At 60.2% G+C, this 21,638-nt stretch carries 15 protein-coding genes; 8 read left to right on the top strand and 7 right to left on the bottom strand.

Annotated elements, in window-relative coordinates:
* Positions 1 to 35 precede the first annotated feature (35 nt).
* Positions 36 to 413 carry a response regulator gene (locus CKW11_RS02090; protein ID WP_003225116.1) on the top strand — a complete coding sequence of 126 codons (378 nt, stop codon included), beginning with the start codon at positions 36 to 38 and terminating at the stop codon, positions 411 to 413.
* Positions 414 to 529: 116 nt separating this feature from the next.
* On the opposite strand, the gene CKW11_RS02085 is transcribed toward CKW11_RS02090, so the two are convergent.
* The 3 genes from CKW11_RS02085 to CKW11_RS02075 all read right to left on the bottom strand — a co-directional run bounded on the left by CKW11_RS02085 (position 530) and on the right by CKW11_RS02075 (position 4,896).
* Positions 530 to 2,200 carry an ATP-binding protein gene (locus tag CKW11_RS02085; protein ID WP_095136012.1) on the bottom strand — a complete coding sequence of 557 codons (1,671 nt, stop codon included), beginning with the start codon at positions 2,198 to 2,200 and terminating at the stop codon, positions 530 to 532.
* On the bottom strand, positions 2,197 to 3,699 hold the full coding sequence (locus CKW11_RS02080; protein ID WP_095136010.1) for an ATPase domain-containing protein: 1,503 nt from the start codon (positions 3,697 to 3,699) through the stop codon (positions 2,197 to 2,199). Before CKW11_RS02080 ends, CKW11_RS02085 begins: the two co-directional genes overlap by 4 nt.
* A gap of 141 nt (positions 3,700 to 3,840) precedes the next feature.
* Positions 3,841 to 4,896 carry a tetratricopeptide repeat protein gene (locus CKW11_RS02075; RefSeq protein WP_095136008.1) on the bottom strand — a complete coding sequence of 352 codons (1,056 nt, stop codon included), beginning with the start codon at positions 4,894 to 4,896 and terminating at the stop codon, positions 3,841 to 3,843.
* Between the two features lie 172 nt (positions 4,897 to 5,068).
* Between CKW11_RS02075 and CKW11_RS02070 the strand changes: the two genes are divergently transcribed.
* From CKW11_RS02070 to CKW11_RS02060, 3 genes are read left to right on the top strand one after another with little or no spacing between them, the layout of a single operon-like run.
* Positions 5,069 to 7,204: an FUSC family protein gene (locus tag CKW11_RS02070; protein ID WP_095136006.1), complete on the top strand. Its 2,136-nt coding sequence runs from the start codon at positions 5,069 to 5,071 to the stop codon at positions 7,202 to 7,204.
* Entirely contained in the window at positions 7,194 to 7,394 is a 201-nt protein-coding gene (locus CKW11_RS02065; protein WP_016774855.1) for a DUF1656 domain-containing protein, read from the top strand. Before CKW11_RS02070 ends, CKW11_RS02065 begins: the two co-directional genes overlap by 11 nt.
* Before the next feature lie 4 nt (positions 7,395 to 7,398).
* Positions 7,399 to 8,379: an HlyD family secretion protein gene (locus CKW11_RS02060; RefSeq protein ID WP_095136004.1), complete on the top strand. Its 981-nt coding sequence runs from the start codon at positions 7,399 to 7,401 to the stop codon at positions 8,377 to 8,379.
* 58 nt (positions 8,380 to 8,437) lie between these two features.
* Here the strand turns inward: CKW11_RS02060 and CKW11_RS02055 are convergent, their stop codons facing one another.
* The 3 genes from CKW11_RS02055 to mexE are packed head-to-tail and all read right to left on the bottom strand — an operon-like array spanning position 8,438 to position 14,316.
* Positions 8,438 to 9,859, bottom strand: a complete 1,422-nt coding sequence (locus CKW11_RS02055) for an efflux transporter outer membrane subunit (protein WP_095136002.1) — start codon at positions 9,857 to 9,859, stop codon at positions 8,438 to 8,440.
* Positions 9,856 to 13,047 (bottom strand): efflux RND transporter permease subunit, encoded by a 3,192-nt coding sequence (locus CKW11_RS02050; RefSeq protein ID WP_095136000.1) that lies wholly within the window; start codon positions 13,045 to 13,047, stop codon positions 9,856 to 9,858. The genes CKW11_RS02055 and CKW11_RS02050 overlap by 4 nt, the downstream gene beginning before the upstream one ends.
* A gap of 15 nt (positions 13,048 to 13,062) precedes the next feature.
* On the bottom strand, positions 13,063 to 14,316 hold the full coding sequence (gene mexE, locus CKW11_RS02045) for a multidrug efflux RND transporter periplasmic adaptor subunit MexE (protein ID WP_095135998.1): 1,254 nt from the start codon (positions 14,314 to 14,316) through the stop codon (positions 13,063 to 13,065).
* A gap of 400 nt (positions 14,317 to 14,716) precedes the next feature.
* On the opposite strand from mexE, the gene CKW11_RS02040 reads away from it, so the two are divergent.
* Positions 14,717 to 15,895: a sugar transporter gene (locus tag CKW11_RS02040; RefSeq protein WP_095135996.1), complete on the top strand. Its 1,179-nt coding sequence runs from the start codon at positions 14,717 to 14,719 to the stop codon at positions 15,893 to 15,895.
* Positions 15,896 to 15,911: 16 nt separating this feature from the next.
* On the opposite strand, the gene CKW11_RS02035 is transcribed toward CKW11_RS02040, so the two are convergent.
* The gene (locus tag CKW11_RS02035; RefSeq protein ID WP_095135994.1) at positions 15,912 to 16,841 is read right to left on the bottom strand and encodes a LysR family transcriptional regulator; all 930 of its coding nucleotides are present in this window, start codon (positions 16,839 to 16,841) and stop codon (positions 15,912 to 15,914) included.
* A gap of 269 nt (positions 16,842 to 17,110) precedes the next feature.
* Between CKW11_RS02035 and CKW11_RS02030 the strand changes: the two genes are divergently transcribed.
* The 3 genes from CKW11_RS02030 to CKW11_RS02020 all read left to right on the top strand — a co-directional run bounded on the left by CKW11_RS02030 (position 17,111) and on the right by CKW11_RS02020 (position 21,599).
* Positions 17,111 to 18,133 carry a zinc-dependent alcohol dehydrogenase family protein gene (locus CKW11_RS02030; protein WP_095135992.1) on the top strand — a complete coding sequence of 341 codons (1,023 nt, stop codon included), beginning with the start codon at positions 17,111 to 17,113 and terminating at the stop codon, positions 18,131 to 18,133.
* A 547-nt stretch (positions 18,134 to 18,680) separates the two neighbouring features.
* On the top strand, positions 18,681 to 20,150 hold the full coding sequence (locus tag CKW11_RS02025; RefSeq protein WP_095135990.1) for a hypothetical protein: 1,470 nt from the start codon (positions 18,681 to 18,683) through the stop codon (positions 20,148 to 20,150).
* Between the two features lie 48 nt (positions 20,151 to 20,198).
* Entirely contained in the window at positions 20,199 to 21,599 is a 1,401-nt protein-coding gene (locus CKW11_RS02020; RefSeq protein WP_095135988.1) for a PLP-dependent aminotransferase family protein, read from the top strand.
* Positions 21,600 to 21,638 lie beyond the last annotated feature (39 nt).

The following is a 21,638-nucleotide window of genomic DNA, read 5'->3' as shown; positions in this document are numbered from 1 at the left end:
CGTATCAGCAGCTATTGACCGAACAAAGGCTTCCCATGAGCGTAGATGCACAAGATGTAGTACTCGTCGTCGAGGACGAACCGGTTATCTTGATGGTGCTGACAGATTACCTGTCGGGGCAGGGGTACCGCGTGTTGCAGGCCGAAAACGGCGAGCAGGCGTTCGAGATCCTCGCGAGCAAGCCGCATCTGGACATGCTGATCACTGACTTCCGCCTGCCGGGCGGGATCTCCGGCGTGCAGATCGCGGAGCCTGCAGTAAAACTGCGCCCGGATCTGAAGGTGATCTTCATCAGTGGCTATCCGCAGGAAATCCGCGAGACCGGCAGCCCGATCACGCGCAAGGCGCCGATCCTGGAAAAGCCGTTCGATCTGGACGTGCTGCAGGAAAAGATTCAGGAATTGCTGGCCTGATCCATCGCGGCTGATATTTCCCATGTAGGAGCTGCCGCAGGCTGCGATCTTTTGATCTTATAAAACAAGATCAAAAGATCGCAGCCTGCGGCAGCTCCTACAGTCGTTTTGGGGGATCAGTTCTTGATCATTTCGCGGACCTTGGCGGTCAGCAGATCGAAGGTGAACGGCTTGGTGATCATCTGCATGCCCGAGTCGAGGAAGCCACCGCGCACGGCGGCATGCTCGGCATAGCCGGTGATGAACAACACCTTCAGCCCCGGCCGATACTGTCGGCCGATTTCCGCCAATTGCCGGCCGTTCATGCCTGGCAGGCCGACGTCACTGATCAGCAGGTCGATGCGCTGTGTCGAGTTGAGGATCGGCACGGCGCCGTCGGCATCGCCGGCTTCGACAAACGCGTAACCCAACTCACTGAGCACCGCGCTGACCAGCACGCGCACGGCGGGGTCGTCCTCGACGATCAACACGGTTTCGCCATCCATTGCTTCCGGGGCCTGCTGAATATCGGACACCGGATGCTCCAGCTCTTCGCCGCGAAAGCGCGGCAGGTACAGTTTGACCGTGGTGCCCTGATCGATTTCGCTGTGGATCGAGACATGACCCCGGGACTGTTTGCTGAAGCCGTAGATCATCGACAGGCCCAGCCCGGTGCCCTGGCCGATCGGTTTGGTGGTGAAGAACGGATCGAACGCGCGGTTGACCACACTTTGCGGCATGCCACTGCCGTTATCGGTGACGCTGAGCATCACGTAGTCGCCAGGCTCGAGATTCGGGTAGGCCTCGGTGAACTCCGGCTTAAGCACCTGGTTGCTGGTTTCGACCACCAGTTTGCCGCCCTCCGGCATCGCGTCACGGGCGTTGAGCACCAAGTTGAGCAGGGCGCTTTCCAGTTGATTGGGGTCGGCTTCGGCCACCCACAAGTCGTCGTTCAGGCGCATGTCGAGTTGAATGCTTTCGTTGAGGCTGCGCTGCAGCAGCTCACCCATCGACAGCACCAGCGTGTTCATCTGCACGGCTTTGGAGTCCAGCGATTGTCGACGGGAAAACGCCAGCAAACGGTGGGTCAGGCCGGCGGCGCGGTTGGCTGACGTGACGCCCAGGTCGATCAGGCTGTCGAGGTCATCAAGGCGTCCGCGAGCCAGTCGCCGGCGCAGCAGTTCCAGACTGCCGATAATCCCGGTGAGCATATTGTTGAAGTCGTGAGCGATGCCGCCGGTGAGCTGACCGACCGCTTCCATTTTCTGTGACTGGCGCAAGGCTTCTTCGTTGTGGCGCAGTTGCGCGGTGCGTTCCTCGACCTGTTGCTCAAGGGTTTCCAGGGTCGATTGCAGTCGGCGTTCGCTTTCACTCAGATCGATCAGGCGATCGCGGGCTTCGTACTGTCGTCGTCGCCCGCGCAGGGCGGTGGAGACCAGACTGACCAGGGTCGCCGGATGAAACGGACGCTCAAGGAAGGTGACGTTACCCAGCAGTTCACTCAGGCGTGAGGAGGGGCCTTGCTCAGGGCCGCCGTGGTGGGTCAGCAAGACGATCGGTAGATCCGACCAAGCCGGCTGCTGCTCCAGAAAATGCAGCAGCGTTTCCAGTTCAGGGCCGCGCAGGGCTTCGGTGGCAATCAACAAGAGTCCGGCGCCAGGCTCCAGTTCTGCGCACAGCGCGCCCAGATCCGGGGTGATGACCCCGGCGTAACCCGCCTCATTGAGGATCATCAGCGCCACTTGGCTGTCCCGGCCCATGGGCGCCAGGATCAGCGCCCGTTCCGACAGTGATACGGAAGCTGTCACAAGGTTTCTTCCCGCAACAGCGGATTGCTCGCGCCGAGGTAAGTCGGCACGCCACGCAGCACGCCCTGAAACGCTTCCAGCGGTTCGCCGATGGTCATGCCCTGGCCCGAAATGCGGTATTCACGGATGGTCGATTCGTGGCTGCCAGTGCGTTTCTTGATAATGGAAATGGCCCGGCGAACCTTGCCGATGGCTTCGAAGTAGCGCAGCAGGATCACCGTGTCCGCCAGGTAAGTGATGTCGACCGGCGCCTGCATGTCGCCGACCAGGCCATGCTGGGCTACCGTCATGAAAGTCGCCGCACCCTTGCGGTTCAGATACAGCAGCAGCTCATGCATGTGCAGCACCAGCGCGTTTTCTTCCGGCATCGCAGCCTGATAGCCGTTGATACTGTCGATCACCACGGTCTTGATGTTGCGCTCATCAACACAGCGACGCACCCGATGCGAGAACTCGCCGGGGGACAGTTCGGCGGCGTCCACCTGATCGATCAGCAGGTTGCCGGTGGCTTGCAGGGCCTTGAGGTCGATGCCGATGTTTTTCATGCGCTCGAACAGCAGGCCCAGCTCTTCATCGAAGATGAACAGCGCGGCTTTTTCGCCCCGCGCCACTGCGGCAGCGGCGAAGATCATCGAAATCAGCGATTTGCCGGTACCGGCCGGGCCAAGAATCAACGTGCTGGAGCCGGTTTCGACCCCGCCACCGAGCAAGGAATCCATTTCCTGAATCCCGCTGCTCAGTTGCAGGCGCGGGTAGTCGCTGCGGTGTTCGGCAGCCACCAGTCGCGGGAACACATGGACGCCGTCGCCCATGATCGTGAAGTCGTGGTAACCACCACGGTATTTCTGGCCGCGGTACTTGACGATGCGCACGCGGCGGCGCTCGGCACCATAATTGGGCGTCAGTTCTTCGAGGCGGATCACCCCGTGGGCCACGCTGTGCACAGTCTTGTCGAGCGACTCGGTGGTCAGGTCGTCAAGCAGCAGGACGGTGGCGTCGTAACGCACGAAGTAATGTTTGATCGCCAGAATCTGCCGGCGGTAGCGCAGCGAACTCTGCGCCAGCAGGCGGATCTCCGACAGGCTGTCGAGCACCACGCGGGTCGGCTTGAAGCGCTCGACCACTTCGAAAATCTGCTTGGTGGCTTCGCCCAGTTCCAGGTCGGAGGAGTACAGCAGGCTTTGCTGATGCTCGGCGTTGAGCAGGCTTTCGGGCGGCGTCAGCTCGAAGATTTCAATGTTCTCGTTCAGCTCCCAACCGTGGGACGCCGCGCCTTGACGCAATTCACGCTCGGTTTCCGACAGTGTGATGTACAGACAGCGTTCGCCGGCACGGGCGCCCGCCATCAGGAAATGCAACGCGACGGTAGTTTTGCCTGTACCGGGTTCACCTTCGAGCAAAAACACATGCCCTCGGGACAAGCCGCCGGCGAGGATGTCATCCAGGCCGACGATGCCGGTGGCGGCTTTTGCACTGATCAACTCGTTGGACGTAGACAAAGAATGCCCTCTCATGACTAGGGGAATCGAGGCAGCAGGCTGTATCAGCCGTTGTGCTCTACCTGATTACTTGACCGCTTGCAGTCATGACTGGTTCCGAGGTTTCGATATCAAAGTGTCATTGAATTAACGGGTAAAGGCTCAAAGTCCCTGCTGCAACGCCGGGTCATCAGGGTTCATCTGTTCCAGTTGCGCGAGCAGAATCTGCACATTCTGCAACTGGCCGCTTTCCTTCCAGTAGTTGATCAGCAGCACCCGCGCCTTACGGTCGGCGGGGTGGCGCTGGACGACTTCCTGCAACTGCTTTTGCGCCGCTTCCAGCTCCTCGGCCGCGTGCAGGGTGGTGGCGAGGTCGTAGCGATAATCCTTGTTGTCCGGCTCAAGTTCCACCGCTTTGGACAAGCCGAGCAGGGCGAACTCACGCTGGTCATGGTGCAACAGCCACAGCCCGAGCGCGTGTTGCAGGTAGGCGGAATCCGGTTGCGCCTGCAACTGTTTGGCGAGCAACTGGCGCGCGGCGTCGCTCTGACCCTGACGGTCGAGGACATCGATCTGCATCACCAGCGCCGGCAGATTGCCCGGTTCCAGACGCAGCGTGTTGTCCAGCGCCTGCTGCGCCTGTTTGAGTTCGGCGTTGTGCAGATACAGGCGCGCCAGTTGCGCATAGGTGGCGGCGCTTTGCGGTTGACCCTTGAGCACCTGTTCCCAGCCATCGATGGCTTGCTGCAGCGGGGCGAAATACAGTCCCAGTTGATCCGGCGTCAGGCCGAGCAGGGCATTGATCGCGGCGAACCGTACGCTTTGATCCTCATCGTCGAGCATCGGTCCGAGCAGCAGACTGCGTTGTCCGCCGGGCACCAGTCCGACCACACTCTGGATTGCCGCCAGCCGTACTTCGGGGGCTTCGTTCTGCAGATGGGCGTCGGCCAGTTTCAGCGCTTGCGGGCTTGGATAGTTGGGCAGCTCGGCCAGCAGCCAGACAATGCGCTTGACCGACAGATCCGGGCGCCCCAGTTGCTGATACAACTGCCGCGCGGCTCCCGGCTGACCGGCGCGCGCCGCCGTAAGGGCTTCACTGTAGCCGCGCTTGATCGCTTCTGGCACCACCGGGGCGGTGGAGCGCAGGGTTAACCAGGCAATGACGACGAGCAGCACAAGGCCAAGGCTGATGAGCAGGTAGCGGCGGGACTGAGGCATGCAGATTTCCGTGAACGGGCGTTCTATAGCAGAACGGCAAGCTTCGACCAGCGACGGCCGTGAGTCAAACCCCGTGCATGCGAATCGCCCTACAACATCTGTCGATTCAGTTGTCCATCAGGCATTCGAAGCAGAGTCTACGCTTGCAGGAGTCGCTTCGATGAGAGCCCCCATGCAAGCCCTGCGCAATTATTTCCAGGTCGTGATCCATCCCGGTCAGGCTGTCCTGCTGTTTGCCCTGCGCACCATTGCCGCCGGGCTATTGACGCTGTATCTGGCGTTTTTGTTCGATCTCGACCAACCCAAGTGGTCGATCATGGCCGTCGTGATTGTCAGCCAGCCGTTGGCCGGCATGGCGCTGGCGCGTAGTTTCGGTCAGGTGATCGGCACCACGCTGGGTGCTGCAGTGGCGGTGTTGATCATGGCGATATTCCCGCAGGCGCCGCTTCCGTTCATCACAACGCTGGCACTGTGGCTGGCGCTCTGCACCGCGGGCGGTACATTGCTGCGCTACACCAGTTCTCAGGCGTTTGTGCTCAGTGGTTATACCGCCGTGGTGGTGGCCTTGCTGGCCATTCCCGACCAGGACGGCACCTTTCTGCTGGCTGTCACCCGCGTTACCGAAACCTTGCTGGCCGTAGCGTGCGTCTGCGTGGTCAGCCTGCTCACTGCGCGTCCGGAAGCAGTTGCCAAAGGTTACTTCGCCAAGGTCGATCAGGTGATCAAACTGGCTGCCAGTCACTCCGCTGCGGTGATTCGCACAGAAGAAAGTGAAGCCGACTTTCAGCGCCGTCAGATGCAGTTGCTCGGTGAAATCAGCGCGCTCGAAGGGTTGCGCCGCCATCTGTATTTCGATGCCCCACGGTTGCGCGGTGCCGACAATCTGGTGCTGCTGTTGGGTAATCAACTGATGTTGCTGACGTCGCGTTTGACTGCATTACGTCATCAGCGCGAATTGCTCACCGAACGTTGGGAGGGCGATCTTCCTCTGGACGTAAAGCGCTTGCGTGCAGAAGAACTCGCGCTTCTCGACCAGTTGGCGCAACTGGGTCGGGCGCTGCCCGCCGAGCGGCGGCATCAGTTCATCACGCTGCAGCAGCAGTTTGAAGCCTTGGCGTATGAGGCCGAAAAACTGACCGAAGACATGAGCGCTACCCTGCGCTCGCTGGCGTGGGCGTTGCGCTGGGAGCAGGCGCGGCTGTTGCAGCAACTGGCGCAGATTCTGGAGTTGAGTGATGCCATTCAGGAAGGGCGCGAAGCCAGTTGTCTGTATCGCGGTCAGGCCAGCCCGCTGCATCTTGATTTCACACTGGCTTCAATGAACGCCATCCGCGCCTTTACCGCATTGCTGGCGGCCGGGTTGATCTGGATCGAAACCGCCTGGGATGGCGCGCGGGGCGGGATGATTCTGGTGGGGATTCTCTGTTCGCTGATGGCGACATTCCCGCGACCGCTGATGGCCGCGCAGAGTTACGCGCGCGGGTTGGGACTGGCACTGGTGGTCTCGGCGTTCTATCAATTCATGCTGGTGCCGACCGTCAGTGATTTCGAGCCATTGGCGTTGATGCTGGCACCGCTGCTGTACGTGATCGCTGTCGGTTTGGCGAGCCCGACGACCGCGGGCATTGGCATGGGGCTTGGATTGTCGAGTTTCCTCCTGCTCGGCCCACAGAATGTCGGCACCGGACAGAACACTGCGATTCAATGGTTTGAATTCGCTGGCGCCTATGTCAGCGCGGCGATGCTCGCTTTGATTGTCTACGCATGGATTTTCCCGTTCCGCCCTGCATTGCGCATTCGCCGCTTTTATAAAGAGGCGCGTGAGCAGGTCTATGAACTGACCAAAAAACCCGCCACCGATGAACAGCAATTCGCTTTCGAGAGCCGTATGGTCGACCGACTGACCAGCATGCTTGGCTTGCTGCCGGCCGCGAACGACCGCGCCATGCAGCAGCTCTATGAAATCAGCCTGGCGTGCGTCGCATTGGGCGTAGCAATGCATCAACTCCGGCAGCAGGCACAGAACAATGCGCTGCTGACGGACGCGCTCAGCCAGCAATTGGCTTCGACCCTGCGCAAGACCGGCCGTTTTGTGGCCGGGCGCCAGGACGTGCAATTCAAAGCGTTGTTGACCTCGCTCCAGGTATTGGGTGATGAACTCGACGAGCTGCACGTCGCCAGCCACGAACATTTGTGGTCGGTGTTTCGCATGCGCGTGGCGCTGTTGATCGTTGTGTCTTTCCTGACACGCCACGGCGAATACCTGCACCGTAACGTCTCGGAAGGAGAGCCGGCCCTTGCCCATTGATTTCGAAATTGGCGGCGTTTATCTGCCACCCATTGCCCAGGCCTTATTGCTGGCGATACCGATATTTATGCTCCTGGACTGGTGTTTGCGACGTCTCGGGGTGTTGCGACTGGTCTGGCACGAGGCGCTGTTTGAGGGCGCCTTGTATGCATGCGTTTGTGCCACGCTGATTTTGCTGATGGGAGCCTGATGCCTTGAAAGTGCTACTCGCTCGAACAACGACATTAGCGGTGGTGTTGCTGGCCATCGTGCTTGGCTGGTTTGCCTGGGAGCATTACACCCGTGCGCCTTGGACGCGGGATGCGCGGGTGAGGGCGGATGTGGTGACGCTATCAGCCGATGTTTCCGGGCGTATCGTCAGCCTCGTGGTGCAGGACAACCAGCATGTCGACAAGGGGCAATTGCTCATGGAGATCGATCCGGCGCGCTACAGCCTGGCAGTCGAGCACGCGCGGCGTTCGGTAGAGGTGGCGAAGGCGACGCTGGGACAATCACAGGCATCCATCGTCGCCAGTGAAGCGTTGCTCAAACAACGCCAGAGCGAAGAGCGGCGCCGGCGTACGCTCAAGCAGGGTTTTGCAATTTCCGGGGAAGAATGGGAGAAGTCCAATACCGATGTGGCGGTGGCTCAGGCTGATCTGTTGCGCAATCAGGCCAATCTCGGGCTGGCCGAGGCCAATGTGCAATTGGCGATTGCTGCACTGACTCAGGCGGAGCTGGACTTGCAGCGTACTCGTGTCGAATCGCCAGTCAGCGGCTACGTCACTAATCTGCTGACCCGCCAGGGTGATTACGCGGTGGCGGGTGGCGCACTGTTGGCACTGGTCGACAGCGATTCGTTCTACGTCAGCGGTTACTTTGAAGAGACCAAATTGCCGCGAATCGAGGAGGGGAACCGCGTGCGCGTGCAGTTGATGAGCGGGGAAACCTTTGGTGGCACGGTCCAGAGCATCGCCTTTGCCATCGCCGACCGGGAAAACGCCACGGGTGGCCGACTGCTGGCCAATATCAATCCGAGTTACACCTGGGTAAAGCTGGCGCAGCGGGTGCCGGTGCGCATCGGCATTGATGGCGACTATGCCGGCAAGAATCGATTAAGGGCCGGTACGACAGCCACTGTCACTGTTCTGGAAGCGCAAAACCATCAGGCCAAAAAAAACCCCGCGACCGAATGATACGCGGGGCAAAAAAATTGGTTGGTTGCGGCCAACCAAAGGAGCTCTTTAACAACTATTACTTACTGGCGACCGTCTCCGGCTGCCAGCCACCACCCAGGGCCTTGTAGATCGCGACGATGCCGCGATACAGATCGACTTCGGCCTGGGCCTGAGTGTCTTCGGCATTCAGGCGTTCACGCTGGGCGTCGAGCAGCACGAGGAAATCGGTGGTGCCTTCGCGGTAACGGATTTCCGCGAGATCGGCAGCCTTGCGGCTCGATTCACTCTGGCGAATCAGCGAGATCAGCCGTTGCTGACGTTTGCCGTAATCGCTGAAAGCGTTTTCCGATTCTTCCAGCGCCAGCAGCACTTGTTGCTCGTAGGTCGCCAGAGCGCCTTCGGCATCCGCATCGGCACCGCGCAAGCGGGCGCGCACGCTGCCCAGATCGAACGCTGCCCAAGTGATGCTCGGGCCGAGTGCCCAGGCATTGGCCGCCGAAGAACCGATCTGCGAACCGCGCCCGGCCGTCCAGCCGAGGAAGCCGCTGAGGCTGACCCGCGGGAACAGGTCAGCTTTCGCCACGCCGATCCGCGCGGTGGCCGAAGCCAGTTGGCGTTCGGCGCTGAGGATGTCCGGACGGCGTTGCAGCAGCTCACCCGGATCACCGATCGGCAAGGCCTTGGCAATCGCCGGCAAGTCTTTCGGGCTCAGATCCACGGTCAGTTTGTCCGGACGCTCGCCCAGCAGAGTGGCGATGCGGTTTTTCTGCCGAACCTGTTCCGCCTGCAATTGCGGCACGCTGGCTTCGACCGAGGCCAGACGCGCATCGGCACGTTCGACGTCGAGCTGATCACCGACGCCGGCATCACGCAGGCTGATGGTGATCTTGCGTGACTCCTGCTGGTTTTCCAGGTTGGCCACGGCGATCTTCTCGCGCAATTGCGCACCGCGCAGTTGACCGTAGGCGTCCACCAGTTCGGCAATCATGGTGACTTGCAGTTGGTACAGATCGGCCTCGGCCGCCTGCTGGTCGGCGTCGCTGGCTTCCAGATTGCGCTGGATACGCCCGAACAGATCGAGTTCCCAGGCCATGTCCAGGCCCAGATCGTAGCGTTCGCTGTTGACCCGGTTGGTGGTCTGGCCAGGGATTTGTCCCTTGGCCAGATCACTGCTGGCGCGGCTGGTGATGGTCGGCATCGCATCGTTGCTGGCGTCGTCGCGGATCGCCCGGGCGGCTTTCCAGCGGGCGAACGCCACGCGCAGTTCACGGTTGCCTTGCAGCGATTGCGTCACCAACTGGTTGAGGGTCGGATCATCGAATTGCTGCCACCAGATGCCTTCGAATTTCGAACGGTCGAAGTTCTTTTGCCCGGCGGCGCCGTCGGTGGCGGCCGTGATGTTGGCCGCCTCCGTGGCTGGGGTCTTGTAGTCGGGGCCTACAGCGCAGGCGCTCAACGCCAGCACCAGCAGACTCGGCAGGAAGACTTTCAGACTCATTGGTGCGCCTCCAGTGGCTTTTGAAGTGATTGCGCCTTGGCCGCTTTGCGGGCTTCGCCACGCTCGACGAAATTACGGATCAACACGTAGAAAACTGGCGTCAGCAACAGACCGAAGAAGGTCACCCCAAGCATCCCGGAGAACACCGCCACACCCATGGCATGCCGCATCTCGGCACCGGCACCGCTGGAGAACACCAGTGGCACCACACCCATGATGAACGCGAAGGAGGTCATCAGGATCGGCCGCAGACGCAGACGGCAGGCTTCCAGTACCGCAGCCAGCGGATCGAGACCTTCCAGCTGTTTATCCTTGGCGAATTCGACGATCAGAATCGCGTTCTTGCACGCCAGGCCCACCAGTACGATCAGGCCGATCTGGGTAAAGATGTTGTTGTCGCCGCCGGAGATGATCACGCCTGTGATGGCCGACAGCAGGGTCATCGGTACGATCAGGATCACCGCCAGTGGCAGGCTCCAGCTTTCGTACTGCGCGGCGAGTACCAGGAACGCCAGCAATACGCAGAGCGGGAACACGAACAGTGCAGTGTTGCCGGACAGAATCTGCTGGTAGGTCAGGTCGGTCCACTCGTAGGTCATGCCGTTCGGCAGTTCATCTTTCAGCAGTTTTTCGATGGCTTTCTCGGCCTGGCCGGAGCTGTAGCCGGGGGCTGCCGCGCCGTTGATTTCTGCGGTGATGAAGCCGTTGTAGTGCATCACGCGATCCGGGCCCGACGTATCGCTGACCTTGATGAAGGTCGCCAGCGGGATCATTTCGCCCTTGTTGTTGCGCACTTTCAGCTGACCGATCTGGTCGGATTCGAGACGGAACTGTTGTTCAGCCTGAACGTTGACCTGATAGGTGCGTCCGAAACGGTTGAAGTCGTTGGCATACAGCGAACCCAGGTAAATCTGCAGGGTGTCGAAGATGTCGCTGACGGCCACGCCGTGGGTCTTGGCTTTCTCGCGGTCGATGGCGGCATCGACCTGCGGCACGTTTACCGTGTAGCTGGTGAACAGCCCGGCCAGTTCCGGCACGTTGTGGCTCTTTGCAATAATGTTCATGGTTTCCTTGTACAGCTCGTCGTAGCCCAGGTTGCCCCGGTCTTCGATTTGCAGGCGGAAACCACCGATGGTGCCCAGACCTTGTACCGGCGGCGGCGGGAAGATCGCCATGTACGCTTCCTGAATGTTCGCGTACTGACCGTTCAAGGCCCCGGCGATGGCACCGGCGGACATGCTCGGGTCTTTACGCTCGTCGAACGGTTTCAGGGTCACGAACACGATGCCGGCGTTCGGGCTGTTGGTGAAGCCGTTGATCGACAGGCCAGGGAACGCTACGGCGCTTTCCACGCCCGGCTGTTTTAGCGCCAGATCGGACATCCGCTTGATCACCTCTTCGGTGCGATCCAGGCTCGCGGCGTCCGGCAGTTGCGCGAAAGCGACCAGGTATTGCTTGTCCTGGCCGGGCACGAAACCGGTCGGGGTGTTGGAGAAACCGAAGAACGTCAACACCATCAGACCTGCGTACAGGAAGAGGGCGATGCCGCTGCCACGGATGACCCGGCGAACGGTACCGACGTAGCCATGACTGGCCTTGTCAAAGAAGCGGTTGAACGGACGGAACAGCCAGCCACCGAAGATCTTGTCCAGAACCCGCGAGAACCGGTCTTTCGGCGCGTCGTGACCCTTGAGCAATACGGCGGCCAGTGCTGGAGACAGGGTCAGCGAGTTAAAGGCCGAGATCACCGTGGAGATGGCGATGGTCAAAGCGAACTGCTTGTAGAACTGACCGGTCAGGCCCGAGATGAACGCGGCGGGTACGAACACCGCACACAGCACGAGCGCTGTTGCAATGATCGGGCCGGTCACTTCACCCATGGCCTTCTTGGTCGCATCGAACGGATTGAGCCCCAGTTCAATGTTGCGCTCGACGTTCTCCACCACCACGATGGCGTCGTCGACCACGATACCGATCGCCAGTACCAGGCCGAACAGCGACAGGGCGTTGAGCGAGAAGCCGAACAGGTGCATGACTGCAAACGTACCGATCAACGATACCGGCACCGCCACCAGCGGAATGATCGAGGCGCGCCAGGTCTGCAGGAACAGGATCACCACCAGCACCACGAGGATCAGTGCTTCGAAGAGGGTGTGAACAACCGCCTCGATCGAGCCGCGCACGAAGATCGTCGGGTCATATACGATGCTGTAGTCCATGCCTTGCGGGAAGTTTTTCTTCAACTCGTCCATCTTGCTGCGAACATCGTTCGAGATGTCGATGGCATTGGAGCCTGGGCGCTGGAAGATCGGGATCGCCACCGCCGGCTGGTTGTCCAGCAACGAACGCAGCGCGTATTGGCTGGAGCCCAGTTCAACGCGCGCAATGTCTTTGAGGCGAGTGATTTCACCGTTGTCGCCTGCGCGAATGACGATGTTCTCGAATTCTTCCTCGCTGACCAGACGGCCCTGGGTGTTGACCGACAGCTGGAAGCTCTGGGCATTCGGCGCAGGGGGCGCACCGAGTTGACCGGCCGCCACCTGACGGTTCTGCTCACGAATGGCGGTCACCACGTCGGTGGCGGTCAGGTTGCGCGAAGCAGTCTTGTTCGGATCGAGCCAGACCCGCAGCGAGTAGTCGCCCATACCGAACAGCTGCACGTCACCAACACCGTTCAGACGAGCGAGCTCATCCTTGATGTTGAGTATCGCGTAGTTGGACAGGTAGAGCATGTCGTAGCGTTTGTCCGGCGAGGTCAAGTGCACAACCATGGTCAGGTCGGGCGAGGCCTTGTCGACGGTGATACCGATGCGCGTCACTTCCTCGGGAAGTTTCGGCTCGGTCCGGGTCACCCGGTTTTGCACCTGCACCTGCGCGTTGTCCAGGTCAGTGCCCAGGGCGAAGGTGATGGTCAGGGTGATCTTGCCGTCAGCGGTGGACTGCGAGGACATGTACAGCATGTTCTCGACGCCGGTGATGGCCTGCTCCAGCGGAGCGGCCACGGTTTCACCGATGACTTTTGGGTTGGCGCCCGGGAAGTTGGCACGCACCACCACGGTCGGTGGCACGACTTCCGGGTATTCGCTGATCGGCAGCTGGAACAGCGAGATCGCACCGGCGATCAGGATCAACAGCGAGAGCACCGCTGCGAAGATCGGCCGTGAAATGAAGAATTGGGAAAAATTCATCGGAGTTGTCGTCCCTTAACCGCGTGGGGTCGTAGCGGCCAGCTTCACAGCCGTACCCTGTGCACCTTTGGCGTGCGCGACTTTGGGCAGGTTGCTGGCTTCCAGCGCTTGACGTTGTTGAGCCAGAGCGGCAATGGTCTGCTCGCTGGCCATCGGGATCACTTCAGGCGTTACCGGCGAACCCGGACGTACCCGCTGCAGCCCCTTGACGATGATCGTGTCGTCCTTGTTCAGACCGCTGCGCACAATGCGCAGGCCTTCGATCTTCGGTCCCAGTTCGACGGCGCGGTAAGCGGTCTTGTTGTCCGCATCCATCACCAGCACGAACTTCTTGCCGAGGTCGGTACCGACCGCTTCGTCGTTGATCAGCATGGCGTTGTAGGTGCCGCTGCCGACCAGTTTCAGCCGTGCATACAGGCCCGGGGTGTAGCTGCCGTCGCTGTTGTCGAACACCGCGCGACCACGGATGGTGCCGGTTTTCGGGTTGACCTGGTTGTCGACGAAGTTCATCTGACCGAGGTGCGGGTTGCCGTCTTCATTGGACAGGCCCATGTAAACCGGGGTGGTGGCGCCACGTTGGCCGTTGCGGGCGAGTTGGGTGTATTTGAGGAACACACGCTCGTCGGCGTCGAAGTAGGCGTAGACCTTGTCGGTGGAGACCACGCTGGTCAGCGCGGTGGTGTCGGCGGTCACCAAGTTACCGGCGGTGATTTCCGCACGGCTGACGCGACCGCTGATTGGCGCGGTAACGCGGGTGAAGCTCAAGTTCAGCTTGGCCAGATCCAGTTGCGCCTGCAGGGCGCCAACGGCGGCGCGGGCTTCCTGGGCAGCGCTGGTACGCGAGTCGGCCAGTTCGGCGGAGATCGCATTGCTGGCACGCAGACGTTCGCCACGACCGGCCTCGTTTTCACTACGGGTGGCGGTGGCGCGGGCTTGGGCGACCAAGGCTTCGAGGCGGCGAACCTCAGCCTGGAAAGGACGCGGATCGATCTGGAACAGCAGGTCGCCTTTCTTCACCAGTGCGCCTTCGGTGAAGGCGACGTCGTCGATCTGGCCGGAGACTCGCGGACGGATTTCAACGGTTTCCGGCGCTTCGAGGCGTCCGGTGAATTCGTCCCACTCGTTGACCGGTTGTTCCAGCACCTTGGCCACGCTGACTTTGGCAGCGGGCATAGTGGCGGCAGTCTCCGGAGTCTTGCCGCAGGCGCTCATCACCAGCATGGCCAACATGGCCAAGGGGAAGCGCAAATGTTTGAGTGACTGTTCCATGGAATCATCCGCCAATGTATTGAAGATGGGCGGATGATGCTCGGCGGGGTGTGATGGCACGAATCGAATGAAGCAAAGGTAACTATCATTCGGAATGATATAAGACCGATTCGAGCCCTCTAGCATGCACCTTTCGTTAGGGTGCTATCAATTGGTTTGATGACAAATGTTTGTTGCGGAGCGAGCAAGAATCCGCAAGGGTTGAATCGGCGGGAGTACAAAACGAACTCCCCAAGCCAATAAATGGCCGCACAGGACAGGATCATGTGGCTTGTCCATCTGATCCAACGTCCCCCTGAACGTCGACACATTCGGCAATCGGTGGACCAGAAACCGACAAATGGACACAGATCGCTGCGTACAAAACACGCACGATCATCAACGAGTAAAACGACTTTTAATGAGTGATTCTACGGCGACAAACAACGGCAACTGGTACGCAGTGATTGCCCTGGCATTGGCCGCGTTTGTGTTCAACACCACCGAGTTTGTCCCGGTCGGCCTGTTGAGTTCGATCGGCAGCAGCTTCGACATGTCGACCGCGCAGGTCGGCCTGATGTTGACCATCTATGCGTGGGTGGTGTCCCTGACATCGCTGCCGATCATGCTCCTGACACGCAACGTCGAGCGGCGGAAACTGCTGATCGTGCTGTTCGGAATGTTTATCGCCAGTCACATTCTGTCGAGTCTGGCGACCAGCTTCGGTGTACTGCTGGTGAGCCGGATCGGTGTGGCGCTGTCGCATGCGTTGTTCTGGTCGATCACCGCGTCTTTGGCCGTGCGCCTGGCACCCCCGGGCAAACAGGTTCAAGCCTTGGGCTTGCTGGCTACGGGTACTTCGCTGGCGATGGTGCTGGGCATTCCCCTTGGCCGCTTGCTGGGCGAGGCCATGGGCTGGCGCACGACCTTTCTCGTGATTGCAGGCTTTGCGGCAGCGCTGGTGTTCTGTCTGGCGAAGGTGCTGCCGCTGCTGCCCAGCCAGAACTCGGGCTCGCTCAAGAGTCTGCCGATATTGCTCAAGCGACCGGCGCTGGTGGCCGTTTATGTCCTGACGGCGCTGGTAGTGACGGCACAGTTCACCGCCTACAGCTACATCGAGCCGTTCGTACTGACCGTGGCCAACATGAGCGGTGAGGTGGTGACGCTGCTGCTGTTGTTATTCGGCGGCGCCGGTATTTTCGGCTCGCTGCTGTTCAGCTACCTGCACAGCTATAACCCGCAGCGCTTTCTGATCATCTGCGTATCGGTGCTCGCCTTGTGCCTGGCTTTGCTGTTGCCGTTGAGCGGCAACGTCTCATACCTCGGCGTGCTGAGTGTGTTCTGGGGCATGGCGATCATGGGCTTCGGGCTGGCGTTGCAGTCGAAAGTCCTGGTACTGGCGCCGGACGCCACCGATGTGGCGATGGCGCTGTTTTCCGGGATCTACAACATCGGTATCGGCGGCGGGGCACTGGTGGGCAGTTGGGTGGGCAGTCAGTTTGGTTTTGCTTATGTCGGGGGGGTTGGCGGGATGCTGGCGGCATCGGCGCTGGCGTTTTACTGCGTGTCGATTTATCGCAACAGCCGGGCCGGGATTTGAATGTTTGGCTGCCTGCTTAATGTGCAGGCAGCTCGAGGCTGTCCGGATCGCCAAAGAACATCTGAATCCGCGACCGCAACCAACGCTCCCCCGGATCATTATCCTGCGATCCACGCCAAGCCATGTGCAGCTCAAACGTACGTGTCGGCAATGGCGGATCTTCCGCGCGCACACCGCCCGCAGCCGTCAGCGCCTCCGCCGTGTAATCCGGTACGGTCGCGACGATGTCGGTGCCGGCGAGGAGCGTACTCAAACCGTTGAACTGCGGCACGGCCAGCACCACATGGCGCTTACGCCCGAGTTTCTCCAGCTCTTCATCAATAAAACCACTGAGGTCACCGGCGAACGACACCAGTGCATGCGGACGCGCGCAGTAGTCATCCAGACTGAGCGGGCCGGGCACGGTGTCGGCGCGCAGCAGTTTTGGCTGGCTGCGGCGCAGTACCTTGCGCTTGGCGTTGGCTGGCAGGTCGGTGGTGTAGCTGACGCCGATGGAGATTTCGCCGGAGGCCAGCAGGCTTGGCATCAATATGTAGTTGACCCGACGCACGACGAGGACGATGCCCGGTGCTTCGGCGCGCAGGCGTTTGAGCAGCATCGGCAGCAGGGCGAATTCGACGTCGTCGGACAGGCCGATGCGAAACACCGAGGTGCTGGTGGCCGGGTCGAATTCGGCGGCACGGCTGACGGCAGTGGAGATCGAGTCGAGTGCCGGCGAGAGCAGGGCAAAGATCTCCACCGCGCGGGCGGACGGTTCCATGCTGCGTCCGGTGCGCACGAACAGCGGGTCATCGAACAGGCTGCGCAGGCGCGAGAGCGCCGCACTGATCGCCGGCTGGCCGAGAAACAGCTTCTCGGCGGCGCGGGTCACGCTGCGTTCGTGCATCAATGTTTCGAATACGATCAACAGGTTCAGGTCGACACGACGCAGGTCATTACGATTCATCTGGAGTCCTGGCAGAGTCATCAAGCTTGACGAGAGCGACCATATGAGAACAATGGCCGGCATGAATATTACGGGGAAAGGCTGGTACTCTGCACCGCTAAATTCAGCTTTACCGGGCCGATTGCGGCATTTTTTCATCGATTTTGCCAATGCCGTTCATACTGCGGAATCAATGACAGGCATGTCGACTATTAATAGCCACTGATAGTCTTGGGTCAAAAGCCCAGATAGAGTTCAGGGCATTAGAGGTTACTTTGACGAGGTTTGCGATGTCCCGCACGATCCGTTTTCACAAGTTTGGTCCGGCCGAGGTGCTCAAATGCGAAGAGCATGCGGCCGCTCAGCCAGGTCCTGGCGAAGTGCAGGTGCGTGTCGAGGCGATCGGCATCAGCTGGTACGACATTCTCTGGCGTCAGAACCTGGCCTCGTCCCAGGCACGCCTGCCGTCCGGTCTCGGCCATGAAATGGCCGGTGTGGTCACCGCCGTCGGTGACGGTGTGGACGATCTGTCGGTCGGCGACAAGGTGGCCAGTTTTCCGGCCGAAAGCCCGAACGACTACCCGGTGTATGGTGAGCAGATCGTGCTGCCACGCACCGCGCTGACCCGTTATCCGGATGTGCTCAGTCCGGTCGAGGCCAGCGTGCATTACACGCCGTTGTTGATCGCCTATTTCGCCTATGCCGATCTGGCGCGGGTCAAACCAGGGCAGTTTGCTCTGGTCACTGACGCCAGCCATTGCGCCGGTCCGTCCTTTGTCCAGTTGGGCAAGGCCATGGGTGTGCGGGTGATTGCCGCGACAAAAACCGCTGATGAGCGTGAATACCTGCTGTCGCTGGGTGCCGAGAAAGTCATCGTCACCGAGGAAGAAGACTTGTTGATGCGAATCAACAAGATCACCGACAACCGTGGCGTCGATGTGGTGTTCGACGGTCTGGGCGGTCCGCAGATGTCGTTGCTCGGCGATGTGCTCGCACCGCGTGGCAGCCTTGTCCTGTATGGTCTGCAGGGCGGTAACCAGACACCATTCCCGGCCTGCGCGGCGTTCCAGAAGAACATCCAGTTCTTCGTACACTGCATCGGCAATTTCACCGGTAAACCCGAGCTGGGCATTACTCAGGACCACGTCGCCTTGCAGCGCGCCCTGCGTGATATCAACCAGTTGACGGCCGACCGCGTGCTGCTGCCGTTGAAGACACGGGTTTTTCCGTTCAACGAGTTCGTCGAAGCGCACCGCTACATGGATGAATGCCCTTGTCGTGAACGGGTCGCCCTGCAGGTCAAACCCGCGTAACTCCCTCCGAATAGAGTCCGTGGCCCCACGGACTCTTGCGTTTTACCCCTCGCAAATCATCAGACAGACCAAGCATGATGCGTGGCCGGTTGTGCATCTGAACCGGTTTTTGTCTGCCATCTGTATCTTCTAATCGCCATATAAGCCCTGATAATTGAATGATTACTTTCATCTCAAGGAATGAGCCATGTCTGTGCATTCTGTTTTTTGTTGCGCGTTTAAAGTTTCCTCTCGTGGGCGATATGCCGGATTTTGTTTAATGACTGTAGGGTATTTCCTATTGTCGTTCTGCTTTTGTTGTACTCAATGTTCGTGGGACGCTGTAAGAAGTTTCCTCAGATATTTTGAGTTCAGAAAAAACTCAATGGCGGCGGGGGTTTACGTCACCTGAGGCAGCAGGATTGCAGGCTTCTTCGCAGCAAGTGTTTCAAATAACTTCAAAATCATAAGTGTTAGTATTTGATCGTCTATTACTTATTGATGAATTTATTGCGCCAGCATCATCGCTGATGCGCGATATGAATTTTTTACGCCGGGTAAAGTACTGATGAGCACGATCCATGATCAGGCAATGAACTATGTCTACCAGCAAGTGTTGCAACGCCTGCTGAGTTTCTTTTCCAGAGCCGAGCGCACAGCGCTGCAGTTGCTGATCCAGCGGCTGGTGGTCGCCGCCGGCGGAATGGAGCGCATGGGTGAATACAAGGTCATGGTGACGCCATCCGGTACCCGCGACAGTTGCTACATGCTGGCGCTGCTGCGCGCCGCCCAGTTGAGTATCGCCGGCCGCGCACCCGCCACGTTCCAGTTGCGTGTCGCCACCTTGCGCCGCAGCGGAGCGGGGGCGGCGGCGCTGAACAACCTGCACCGCAGCTTCGCTGCCTTGTTTCTGTATGACGATCCCCGTGTCGAGTTGCTGATGGTGGAACATCGACAAGTGTTGCCGTTCAATCCTCTGGCACCACTCGAAAAGGACAGTGCGGATGCCCATCGCACCAATCTGCTGCTGATGGGGCATCGACGTGCCAGGGGCGAGAAGCTTGAGTGGCGGGACGACGCCTGCCTGGCCTGGGCCGAATTTTATGGCCAGATTGCGCGCTGGGGTAACGGCGTCGATGCCTGGCTCGCCAGCGAATCGCCGCGTCGCCAGAAGCAGTTTGTCGAAGACCTCGACCGGGCCGTGCAGAAAGCCGGTATCGGCGCGCTGAAGTCCAATTCCGGGACCTTCGATGAGCTGTTCGCCTTGCTCGACGGCTTGGGAGGGGATTTGTATCGCGGTTTTTACCCCGAATCGGAGCGGCAATGCTGGCGCCCCGAGGGGGGCTTCGAGTCATGTCGTCGTACGACATTTGTCGACATTCATGACATGGCGGTCGGCAATCTTGAAGAACGCTGGCCGCTCTTGAGCGAGTTTCTGGGGTTCGAAGCAGAGGAAGGGATGTTTCACCTGGGTGAGGGTGAATATGCCGACCCTTTGATCGAGGCCCATTTACGCGGTCTGGAAGCCGAATTCATCAGCGGCCGCAGCTATGAAGCGGGGTTCTCGGAGCATGTCCAGCGCATGCTGGCGAATATGCAGATGCAGCGGGTGCCGGAACCGGTCTGCGAGCAGATGATCGCAAGACTGGGGCAACGGCAGACCACTGAAGAGCTGCGCGAAGCGGCGGCGAACTGGCTACAGCAGACTTACGGTCTTAACGAAGCGCAGTGGGTATGCCTGCTGTTCACGCCGTTCATCGAGCGTGGAGCCGGGCTCGAGCGGTTCCTGCGCAGTTGTCATCCCGGCATGTTGGTGGCGCTGCCTGATTTGCATCGGGCCATGCAGGGGTTGCACGGCCCGGAGCAGGTGCTGCAGTGGATGGTGGACGTCAGCGGGTTGCCGGTCCGGCTCATCTGTCGCCTCTACGCCATGGAACCCTTGCCAGCGCATGGTGCGCCCCGGCAAGCACTGGAGGCGGCACTCGACGCGGCAGGTCTCGATGGCGCCGGCGTGGGTGATCGGTCGGCGGAACGATGAGGTGAGCGAGCGATCCTTCGGCGCACCGTCGGTTATGGTATCCGTCTCATGAAGGCTGCACGGGAATCCGGTTTTGCCTACCAGGCGGTCTACCGTTACCTGACGCGCTTGATGGCCGAGTCGGCTGGCGATGGCAATGCAAGGCTGCCATCGCTGCGTCAGTTGGCAGATCGCTTGAACGTGTCGATCTCGACCATTCAATACGCCTATTCGTTGCTCGAAAAGGAAGGGCGGATCTATTCGGTGGCCAAGTCCGGGTATTACGCCAGGGCGGTTGCGGGGCTGAGGCCACCCGCCATGAGCAATGATCTGCTCGAATCGCTCTATGTCAACGCGCGGCAGCCGGGCATGCGATTGTTGAATGCGGATGATCCGGTTTCGCTGCAATCACTGGACAGTCCATTGCTGTTGTTGGAGCGTGAACTGCTGCGCCAGTATCCCCGCCAGCCGCCGTTGCTCGACCAACCCTGTGGTGAGCTGGAGTTGCGCACCGTTCTGGCGGCCCGCTATACCACCTCGCCGAAGCAATGCTGGCACGCCGAGGATGTTTACATCGGCGCGGATATGCGCGGGGTGCTGGAGATCCTGGTGGCCGTTCTGCAGCTCAGGCACACGACCATACTGGTCGAGTCGCCCTGTGACTGGGTGATACTGCGGTTGCTGCAGGCGGCAGAGGTGCGTGTAATCGAACTGCCGTTGCAGGCCTGTGGCGGGCTGGAGCCGCAACGGCTGGAAACACTGCTCAAGACCGAAGATGTGCGCCTGATTCTGCTGTCCTCGGGCCTGTGCATGCCGCGCGGTACACCGGTTCCTGCGGATAACCGCAACACGATTGCCGGCTTGCTTGGCGAGCACGGCACCTGGGTGCTGGAAAACGACTGCTACGGTGAACTGGGTGAGGCAACCGGCGCTGAGCGTTTGCGTGATCATCTGGATCCTGACCGACTGCTGATCTTCTCCACGTTCGAGAAATTCATCGGTCTCGAAGCTCCCTACGGGTACGTGTTGTCGCGCCAGTGGAAGAACGAAATGCAGCGGCATTTTCTGATGCGCTCGTTCCGGTTATCGCCCGTGCGCCAGAAGGCCATCGCTCGTCTGTATGGAAACGGTCGGGTCGATCAGCATCTGCACGTGCTTCGCCGGCTCCTCAAGGAGCGGCGCACCCCGATGATCCACTTGTTGCGCGAGCGTCTGGGCGATGCGCTACAGATTGTCGAACCACATGGCGGGGCGACGGTCTGGGTGCGGGCACGGCGGCCGCTGGACATGCGCGATGTGTTTCAGCGCCTGCTCAGGCAACAGGTACTGATCGCGCCCGGCGAGCTGTTCAGCTTGCAGGGATTGCACCGTCGGCATCTGCGCTTGAGCCTGCTGGATCATGGCGAGAGCGGCTTGGGTGGAGCGCTCGACAGGCTGGGTGATGCATTGCGCTTGGCGCCGCTGGAATGAACGTTGAAATCTGTCGGATAGATCCCGTCGCGCTGTGGT

The sequence above is a fragment of the Pseudomonas sp. Irchel s3a10 genome, assembly GCF_900187525.1.
GTDB classification, from domain to species: domain Bacteria; phylum Pseudomonadota; class Gammaproteobacteria; order Pseudomonadales; family Pseudomonadaceae; genus Aquipseudomonas; species Aquipseudomonas koreensis_G.
The sequence above is the reverse complement of the archived record's forward strand: the minus strand, read 5'-3'. Positions and strand labels throughout refer to the sequence as shown.